Origin of the sequence: Psychrobacillus sp. OK028 (genome assembly GCF_900103605.1) — a bacterium.
Lineage (GTDB): Bacteria > Bacillota > Bacilli > Bacillales_A > Planococcaceae > Psychrobacillus.
The window spans coordinates 450,195-458,752 of sequence record NZ_FNHY01000003.1 but is presented as its reverse complement, the minus strand read 5'-3'; the positions used below and the strand labels follow the sequence as shown (position 1 = coordinate 458,752).

Here is an 8,558-nt window from a genome sequence, read left to right as displayed (position 1 = left end):
AGGTTGTTACCCATAGAGGATTACTACAAATCTACGAAAAAAACGGAAAAGTTGTATTCATTTCCGAAATTTATATACCCTAATCAATTTGTATGAAGTTGTTATTCAACTAACGGGTGCTTTACTTCAAGAAGGGGTAAAGCATTTTTTCTTCTTGAACTAACGCGGCAGTTTAGTTGAATAAGGAATGTTATAATTTTCATGAAAGTATTGAGAGTGAGGGTATATAAGAAGATTTGAAATATAATTATTCCATAATCTGATTGAGGGTTTGGGGAATATCACGTTAAATTGATACACCTACTGTTTTCAAGCGGCTAGATAGTTGGATTAGAAGAAGGCTTCGCATATGTCTTTGGAAGAAAGGGAAGTATCCCCGAACAAGAGTCAGAAACCTCCTTCGTTTAAACGTACCATATGGAAATTCCTACGAATGGGGAAATACCCGAAAAGGGTACTGGCGCATTTCAAATAGCCCCATATTAAACAAAACCCTCGGCAATTCCTATGGGAGTTAATCATTCCCTCATAATTTGCTTAACGTTGTAAATCCGCATTTCCTACGCTACCCCAATAATACAAAAGGTGCTAACCCATTTTGGGCAGCACGCCAATGAAAGGTGGGTCAATTATCATTTGATACACCTTTTACTGGAATTGCCTTTTCCAATTTATAAAGATTTCTTTTACCTACTTCCCAAACGCTTTGAATTGGCTCTAATGGGTCATCTAGTTGTAGTTCTGCCGATGTCAACGTGGTTAAACCACCATTAATATAGCGAATGCCCTTATCACGTTTTTTGACATACTTATCGTATTGCTCTGGGCTACGTTTGACGATGTATTGCGCATAGTAGTTCATCCCTTCCTCTAGTGCCTTGAGACCTGTAGATAAGTCTTCCTTAGACCTTCCCAGTAGTACCCTTGTATCGTTAGGTAATTCAATTGGCACCTTAAGCTCCGATAAGTCCAAGTGACTCTTGGCTAGGTTTTGCTCTGCCGACAAGACAATATTATAAAGATCCTCCTCGTTTTGTACCCCGTCTAATTTTTCCAATGGTTCTATACCAAAGTCGATTATATCCAGAACCTTCTTTTTATAATCCGGAAACAACCCCTGTTTCGAACTGTCCACACTCTCTGCTGAATAGATAGGAGTGTAAAGGAAAGAAAGGAAACAGATCAAACACGTGGTGAAAGTGTAAATACCCATACGCCAAATCATTCTTCTTTGATTCCCCTTCCAGTTAGCTTTTTCACACAGTTAAGAACAAAAAGTAAAACATATAATTTTGATACATGTTTTACTTTGCTCTAAATCGGTGATTGTATGTAGGTTGAAAATAAGTACCTATCTTTACCAATGATAACCCAATATAAAGATGTAAGAATTTCTTTTGAAGATAAAGTGTTTGTGAAGAGTTGTACTTAAAGTAACGGGTGAAATAGTGAAAGAACATTAATGTTGCCTTTTAAGATATCTTGAAATTGAGTCTTCTGCTAAAGGGCGCGATTGTGGAAGAAGCGTCGCTGCTCTTATTAAACTAACGGGTGCTTTACTTCAAGAAGGAGTGAAGCCTTTTTTCTTCTTCAACTAAAGCAGCAGGTTAGTTGAACAAGGTATAGTTAAGAAACAATCTAGAGCCTATTTAATATAAAAACAGGCTCCATTGAATTTGGAAAAGAGAAATACTAAGTATGAATTCAGTTGTTGAATTTATATTTGATGGGCATCTTCTTTATTCATCGTATCAATTAAGGGCATCAATTGTTGCAAATACTTTTCTGGTTCTGTTTGTTGATTTTGCATCCCATGCATTGCTACCCCGTAAAGCGCCCAGCTTAACGCCACCGAAAATACTTCAATATCCGTATTATTTTGGTTAGGCCATTGTTTATGTGCCCATTTTGAAAAGGAAGCATGAAGTACATTTTTAAAAAGTGTTTCTATTTGTGGTGTAAATGCCTTATAACTGCGATGACATTGGTTACTAATTGATGTTTGGAACCTTATAATTGATAAAAGTATTGATTTTATGCTTTCTTCGTTAATTACCTCATGGGTACTTACCTCTTGAATAACCTCCCTCATGATACTTTCACTTAACACTTTTTCAAGCAAGTCGTACTTATCATAAAAGTGATTATAGAAAGTCGCACGGTTAACCGTTGCAGAAGTTGTTATATCCTTAATGGTCATATCTTTAAAATCCATTTGCATTGATAACTCAATAAATGCTTCCATAATAAGATTCCTAGTGCGAAGAATCCGGGGATCTATTTGTCTTGCCATCAAATTCCCTCCTACTTAATAGACATTTTTCGCAATCTGTCGTTTAAGCGATAGATGCGTTAAATTGTCTATTGCATACGATTTTTCATCTTGATATATTGATTATACAACATGTGTTGTATAAACGAAAGGTGTTAAAGTAAGGCTATAGAACTTTAGAAAAATGAAACATAATAACAAATTGGAGGTAATTAAATTATGAAAATTGGTGTAAGTGGTGCAAGCGGAAATTTAGGTGGAGTAACGGTAAAAGAATTGTTGGAGCGTGCGGCTGGACAACATAGTGTTGTAACAATCACGCGTACTCCGGAGAAAATTGCAATTGATGACGTGGAAGCACGTTTCGGTGATTACGATCAACCATCTTCGCTGATTGAGGCATACAAAGGTTTAGATCGCTTACTGCTTATTCCGTCGTCCGAAGTAAAACCTGGTCGTCGTTCAGAACAATTTATTGCAGCTATTGATGCAGCTGTAGAAGCAGGTGTTCCACACATTGTCCTTATTTCGTCTACAGGCGCGCGCAACACAGAAAAAACGAATATTGCATACGACTATTTTGTCAGTGAACAGCATTTGATGCGTAAAGCAAGCAAATGGAGCATTTTGCGCATGAACTACTATTCAGAGTATTTCATCATGGATGCGCAAATGTCATTAGCTTATGGCGTTCTTTCAGGTCTCACTGAAAGCAAAGTCGCATTCGTTTCACGCGATGATATCGCCACTGCAGCAGCTGGTTTGCTACTCGGCAATGATCACGAAGGTGCAATTTATAACGGAACTGGACCAGAAAGCCTAACAGGTGCACAGCGTGCAGAACTCATCGCGAAAGTTAGCGGTAAACCACTTTCATTTATCACAATACCAGTTGAGACGCTACAAGATCAGCTTCAGCAAGGGGAACTTCCGGCAGAGATCATCAATTTAGTCGTGAATACTCAGCAAAACTTCTCTAATGGAGATTACGATATCGTTACGGGGGACATTGAAAAATTATCAGGTCGTCCAGCACGAAGCCTTGAATCCATCCTGTCAACCACTACATTCCAGTAATTTACTCTTTTGATATAAAGGAGAGCCACCATTTTGATGGTGGCTCTTTTTATGGTAGTGGTTGCTCGTAGTTTATATGGATAATATAAGACATATAGATACAAATATTATTATGAATAAATAATTAAATCATCTTCAACTAACGGGTGCTTTAGTTGAATAAGGACAATAATAACTACACAGTAATAAATAATTAAAATAAAGTAGCAACCTTCTCGTAATTAAGTAGGTTGCTTTTTTTATTTGCCTAATCAGTAACAATGGCTGTTGCATACGTTGGTTGTATGTGAAAAGTAAAAAGGAGAGAGTAAATGGACCAACGTTTGGCAGATCTACTTCAAAAGACAAGTTTGTATGGCACTTTAGCGATGTACTATGAACATTCAGATCCAAAATTGCATATGTATTTTTACCAAGTGCACATAAAATATGAGAATCAACTTGTTGAGCATTACTGGATGCTTCGTAAACAAAACCCTAATATGGATAATAAATAGTTGAACGATTCATGCGGCTATGCGGCTAGTTTAATGGCTAGAAAAAGAGCGACTTTCTCTTAATTGAGTTAGTCGCTTTTTTTATTCTATAGAAACAATTAGAGGTATTCTCAACTTACCCGAGCTAGTCCACCCTCTAGATTTCACTTTGCAATTATAAGGTGGAGTTCTTGAAAATATCTTTTCTTTAACTTCACTTGTAAAACCTATTTGCACACTTCCTAAATAACTTCCTTCTACACTACATAGTTGCACAGTTAAAGGACCATATGTAACCTTCAAAACTACACAATCATGATAACTCCAAACAATACTTTTCCTCCAATTGTCTGAACGTTTGCCTGTTAAATATGGTGTACCTAATCGTTTTGCAACTACACCTTCCATTTTATTTTCCTTCATTAAATTAAAGACCGCTTCACCTTCAGTGTATATGTATGGAACTAAGTTCATATATGGAGAGTCGATATTTGACAACACTTCAGTAAGTAATCCTTTTCTTTCTTCGATTGGCAACCTTGTTATTGTTTCATTTTTATAGGTAATAATATCAAATGCCATGAAGATTATTTCTTGTTCCTTATTACCAATAAAGCGCGACATAACACCTTCAAAATCATCTGGCGATCCTGTACCAGGTGCTATTAGCTCTCCATCCAATAAAACATCAGTACCTGAAAATAATAGTTCTGGGAAACGATTTGTTGTAATGGTGCCATGTCTTGTATACGAGAAGTCGTTACCTACTAAAAGTCTTATACCATCGTACTTAGGTTCATATATCCAACCTTCTTCCGAAGTTGCTTCTTCTTGGTACTCTAATAGCATTGGCTTCACGATTTTCATTATCTATTTCACCTCAAGTTATATTGTTTCCAATTAGAAAAATTACAATACGCTTAACAGGTTGGTTATTAAATTAGAATAATTTACTTGTTGTAAAACAGAATGTTTGTTCGTATACTAATTTAAAGAAGGAGGGAACAAGCGTGCGTATAAATATTTTAAAAGCGATGCAACATAACCAAATATGCGAAATGATTTACATGAAAAACAATGGAGAAATCAGCAAGCGAAAGGTTAAGGTGTTATCTGTGGAAGGAAATACATTCAAGGCTATTTGTTTCTCACGCAATGCTAAGAGGTTTTTTAAAATTGAAAATGTACTTGCATTTGTTCCCATCATAAACAAGGAGCGTGAAGTTGTATGAATGACGAATTTTACGAACCAGTTTTTGATTTATCCAAGTTACAAGACAGGGGAAACAAGAAGTGGGTTGCTATGATGCTTCCAGAACATGTTGCTTTACTAAGAGAATATAGCAAAGAAATTAAAAGAGAGCCAAGACCAGATTTGAATGAATGGGACTATGATGCAATAAATCACACGCTGGATGAGGCCATTAAAAGCAAAGCTGATACTAAAGTGAAGTTGTGGAGGGATGGAACGTTTATTTACAAGAGAGGGATTGTGGAGAGTGTGGATCTAAGGAGAAGAGTAATTGAATTAGAAGATCCATTTTCTTTGCTACAATTAAAATTGGATGAAATAGTAGACGTAACTATAATGGATTAAGGGTGGGAATGAATTGGATAGAACAGAAGAACTCTTTAACGAAATGCTTGATAAGTATGATCCAGAATTAATACTGGGTGCATTGGATGAAATGTCGAGGATGAGTAAAAATGAATTGATTGCTTTAGGTAAGGTATGCGAAAGTATAAATAGAGCTGAAGAAGCTAAAAACCACCAACCAGACTAATGGAAGGTGTTTTTTTATTTTAGGCTATGTTAAAGGTGATGGTTGTTTTTTCGTAAAATGCTTTTATGACAACTATCCTACATCTAGAATTGGATATTTATGTTAGAATATAAAAAAGTTTGTGAAAGAATGTACTTAAACTAACGCAGCAGTTTAGTTTAAGAAGGAATGTTATAATAGACGCTACTAAAAGTCGTTAAGGTGGTAATAATTCAAATGAAAAATTGGCTTAAACTATCCAATGCTGAGTATGAAAAAGTATGGAATAAAATATATGACGAATTGAAGTTTGAACCTAGCACTACCGATTTCCCTTCTTTTAAAGTACCATCACCTTTTATTACCTACGATGTCTCTCTATATTTTGGAGAATCTGAAGATTTGGATGCGTTTGTTGACTTAGAAGAAAAAGCATTACTTGTTTTTCAAGAAATTACGTCCAAAGATGAAAATATTTATGCTTTGGATTGGCAACATGAATGCTATTGGATAAATTCCAGTTTAGAATTTCATAAAAACGAATTCGATGAATGGACAGTACCAATTTTTCCAAACGGCGATTATTATTTCTTTATTCATAAGGATTTTCAATGGGGATATTTAGGACACCCTTGGGAAAGAACCATAACTGTATATGGAAAAGAATTGATAATGGGTTTTGAAAAACATAAACCAAGAATGTTTCATAAAATATTACGTCAGGGGTAATACAACCTTGTTCAACTAACGGGTGCTTTACTTCAAGAAGGAGTAAAGCCTTTTTTCTTATTAAAATACGATGTCTCAATCATACCAAAAGAAGCATAGAATTACGCCAAATTTGTCTGTGAACAGTTTATGGCATCTTGCGGAAGGTAACATAAAAACCGCCTTCTGAAATGTTTTTATGTATTGCTGTGGGATAGATTGATGGTTTAGCGCATACAGTGAAGGTGAAATGTCATGGATACCATGGGAGGAATTACTATGCGAAAACTTTTGTGTCTACTACTGTTTCTCGGAACGTGTATGCTATCCGCTTGTTCATATGATAGCGAAACAGCGGCAAAAAACGGCGATGTTATTAATATGAATGGACCTGTTTACAATTTCCACCGCTTTGAACGATTCTTGGACAACATCGAAGCGAAAGAAGCGGCTTACGTACGGATTGCCAATTATACACCGGAAGGAAATCCAACATTGTACAATTTATCTTTCGATGGATCTGTATTCAATTTGGAAATTGATCTTTCAAAAAATAAGGATCTGGGAGACAGCCCCGCCAAAGTGAACATGACCTGTTCGGAGCTGATATCAGAGGAGGGACAGCAATTGTTCACCTATACATTGGAAGGGTGTCAGCAGGATTCCACCGTTGAAAGCTTCACAATCTTAAGCATCATGAAGGAACAAGTAGAGGACCACGAGCATTGACTCTACGTAAAACAATCGTTTCAATCGCAATAAAGGAGCCAAACTGATTTGTAGACCGGACGCGTTTTTCAGATATGTAAGCTCCGACCGTTCGTTTACCGTTGGCAAGATACTTTCCTTTCGATAGAACAACCGGAATACATAATTTATTCTAACTGAGATGATATTTTAGTTATTCAATTAAATGGCGTCATTATTGAATAAACTTCACTTTTCTCTTTCAACTAACGGGTGCTTTACTTAAAGAAGGGGTAAAGCTTTTTTTCTTATTGAACTAAAGAAGCAGTTTAGTGGAACAAGAAGGTTTTTTATTGATTGTGTTGAATAAGTTAATATATGTAAATTATTGCACAAAAGTGGGGGTTTAAAGCAAAAACACATTTTATTAAAGTGTTAATAATTGGTGTAGGAACAATTGTATTAACACTTTGGATTAGTGGATTGCTGAACCTTTGGATAAACGGAATTAGTGTTATTGCTGATGATGTTGAAGGTTATCAAGTGCAATCCTATCCTGTTGATGGAGAGTATTCTGTAAAGATTGATTTGAGTGATTTTGATAGTAATGAGGGGAAAGTGCTTTATGATGATGGGGAGAATCAAATTTACGTAGAAAAAGTATTTGTCAATGGTAATTCAGATTACGAAGTTAGCTTTATGTCCAGTGGGACTTATAGTTTAAGAGGTGCAACAGTAGTATCAGGCAGTGAACACGCACGAACCGAAAATGGTTTTACACATATTAACCAAGTTAACGCAACAGCGACATTTCAAGATGACATTTATAAAATATATCCTTCTAGTTCATCTGGTTTAAATTATAAGGATGGAGATTCATTTGCATTTTATTTGTTTCCACATGATAAAGAGGTAGAAGTTGATATTGAAAAGGATTCCATTATAGAAGTTAAACTTTCAAATTTATATATGCTTAATTGGGAGAAGTAATAAATGCTTACTTTTATAATTGTCTTCAACTAACGAGTGCTTTAGTTTAACAAGTGGCTGTCTGCAAGGGTAGCTTTTTCTGAACTAACGGTCCAGTTTAATTCAATAACGAAACTAAATGACTATTTGATGTCTAAAATATATGAGGGATATAATATGAAAATTAAAGAGTTGTTTTTTACTTTTATTTTAGTGTTATTGTTATCTGCTTGTAATCAACATACCGTTGAAGACCCTGCAAATTCAAAGGATAGTAGTGAATATAATCGTTCAGCAGATATTAAAGGAATAATAGTAAAAGTTGATGGAAATAAAACTCAACTGTTAATTCAGGGAAATGGTTTTGGGTTGAATGATGATGGCGAGGGAATTATTCAGTTGGATACTAAGTATTATTCAGCTGCAAATTTTGAAAAAGACCAATACGTTGAAATATGGGTTGGTAGTCAGGTGCAGGTGGCAGACCAGCCTACACTACCGATTATTAGTGATGTTGCTAAAATTAATTTTACTCCTAAAAAAGAAGATTAACCTTTGCGACTGTGGAAAAAACGGGTATTTATATCCGACTTCTTATTGAGCTAA

General features: G+C 35.5%; 12 protein-coding genes and 1 pseudogene. 10 read left to right on the top strand and 3 right to left on the bottom strand.

The genetic code is table 11. The features are described 5' to 3' along the window. Positions 1–293: 293 nt before the first annotated feature. A pseudogene (locus BLR36_RS19020) lies at positions 294–518 on the top strand (group II intron maturase-specific domain-containing protein); the annotation flags it as partial. 107 nt (positions 519–625) lie between these two features. On the opposite strand, the gene BLR36_RS08175 reads toward BLR36_RS19020, so the two are convergent. After that, a complete protein-coding gene (locus BLR36_RS08175; protein WP_139185071.1) occupies positions 626–1,135 on the bottom strand; it encodes a hypothetical protein in 510 nt (169 codons plus the stop codon). A gap of 582 nt (positions 1,136–1,717) precedes the next feature. Then, positions 1,718–2,293: a TetR/AcrR family transcriptional regulator gene (locus tag BLR36_RS08170; RefSeq protein WP_093061239.1), complete on the bottom strand. Its 576-nt coding sequence runs from the start codon at positions 2,291–2,293 to the stop codon at positions 1,718–1,720. Positions 2,294–2,491: 198 nt separating this feature from the next. Between BLR36_RS08170 and BLR36_RS08165 the strand changes: the two genes are divergently transcribed. Next, the gene (locus BLR36_RS08165; protein ID WP_175454008.1) at positions 2,492–3,349 is read left to right on the top strand and encodes an SDR family oxidoreductase; all 858 of its coding nucleotides are present in this window, start codon (positions 2,492–2,494) and stop codon (positions 3,347–3,349) included. Between the two features lie 311 nt (positions 3,350–3,660). Further along, the gene (locus tag BLR36_RS08160) at positions 3,661–3,846 is read left to right on the top strand and encodes a hypothetical protein (protein WP_093061237.1); all 186 of its coding nucleotides are present in this window, start codon (positions 3,661–3,663) and stop codon (positions 3,844–3,846) included. A gap of 81 nt (positions 3,847–3,927) precedes the next feature. Here the strand turns inward: BLR36_RS08160 and BLR36_RS08155 are convergent, their stop codons facing one another. After that, entirely contained in the window at positions 3,928–4,692 is a 765-nt protein-coding gene (locus BLR36_RS08155) for an ATP-dependent DNA ligase (RefSeq protein ID WP_093061236.1), read from the bottom strand. 143 nt (positions 4,693–4,835) lie between these two features. Here BLR36_RS08155 and BLR36_RS08150 point away from each other — a divergent pair, with 143 nt between their 5' ends. The 7 genes from BLR36_RS08150 to BLR36_RS08125 all read left to right on the top strand — a co-directional run bounded on the left by BLR36_RS08150 (position 4,836) and on the right by BLR36_RS08125 (position 8,504). Then, a complete protein-coding gene (locus tag BLR36_RS08150) occupies positions 4,836–5,057 on the top strand; it encodes a transcriptional regulator (protein WP_093061235.1) in 222 nt (73 codons plus the stop codon). Next, positions 5,054–5,422, top strand: coding sequence for a YolD-like family protein (locus tag BLR36_RS08145; protein ID WP_093061234.1), 369 nt, complete (start codon positions 5,054–5,056; stop codon positions 5,420–5,422). Before BLR36_RS08150 ends, BLR36_RS08145 begins: the two co-directional genes overlap by 4 nt. A 13-nt stretch (positions 5,423–5,435) precedes the next feature. After that, a complete protein-coding gene (locus BLR36_RS18780; RefSeq protein WP_175454007.1) occupies positions 5,436–5,609 on the top strand; it encodes a hypothetical protein in 174 nt (57 codons plus the stop codon). Between the two features lie 216 nt (positions 5,610–5,825). Next, complete coding sequence (locus BLR36_RS08140; protein WP_093061233.1) at positions 5,826–6,317, top strand: DUF2716 domain-containing protein; 492 nt, start codon at positions 5,826–5,828, stop codon at positions 6,315–6,317. A 258-nt stretch (positions 6,318–6,575) separates the two neighbouring features. Continuing rightward, entirely contained in the window at positions 6,576–7,025 is a 450-nt protein-coding gene (locus BLR36_RS08135; RefSeq protein ID WP_175454006.1) for a DUF4362 domain-containing protein, read from the top strand. Positions 7,026–7,466: 441 nt separating this feature from the next. Next, entirely contained in the window at positions 7,467–7,973 is a 507-nt protein-coding gene (locus BLR36_RS08130) for a hypothetical protein (RefSeq protein ID WP_139185070.1), read from the top strand. Between the two features lie 156 nt (positions 7,974–8,129). Beyond that, a complete protein-coding gene (locus BLR36_RS08125) occupies positions 8,130–8,504 on the top strand; it encodes a hypothetical protein (RefSeq protein WP_093061230.1) in 375 nt (124 codons plus the stop codon). Positions 8,505–8,558 lie beyond the last annotated feature (54 nt).

Coding starts and splice junctions, on each gene's coding strand:
- BLR36_RS08170 (WP_093061239.1), bottom strand. CDS start 2,293: ATGGCAAGACAAATAGATCCCCGGATTCTTCGCACTAGGAATCTTATT.
- BLR36_RS08165 (WP_175454008.1), top strand. CDS start 2,492: ATGAAAATTGGTGTAAGTGGTGCAAGCGGAAATTTAGGTGGAGTAACG.
- BLR36_RS08160 (WP_093061237.1), top strand. CDS start 3,661: ATGGACCAACGTTTGGCAGATCTACTTCAAAAGACAAGTTTGTATGGC.
- BLR36_RS08155 (WP_093061236.1), bottom strand. CDS start 4,692: ATGAAAATCGTGAAGCCAATGCTATTAGAGTACCAAGAAGAAGCAACT.
- BLR36_RS08145 (WP_093061234.1), top strand. CDS start 5,054: ATGAATGACGAATTTTACGAACCAGTTTTTGATTTATCCAAGTTACAA.
- BLR36_RS08140 (WP_093061233.1), top strand. CDS start 5,826: ATGAAAAATTGGCTTAAACTATCCAATGCTGAGTATGAAAAAGTATGG.
- BLR36_RS08135 (WP_175454006.1), top strand. CDS start 6,576: ATGCGAAAACTTTTGTGTCTACTACTGTTTCTCGGAACGTGTATGCTA.
- BLR36_RS08125 (WP_093061230.1), top strand. CDS start 8,130: ATGAAAATTAAAGAGTTGTTTTTTACTTTTATTTTAGTGTTATTGTTA.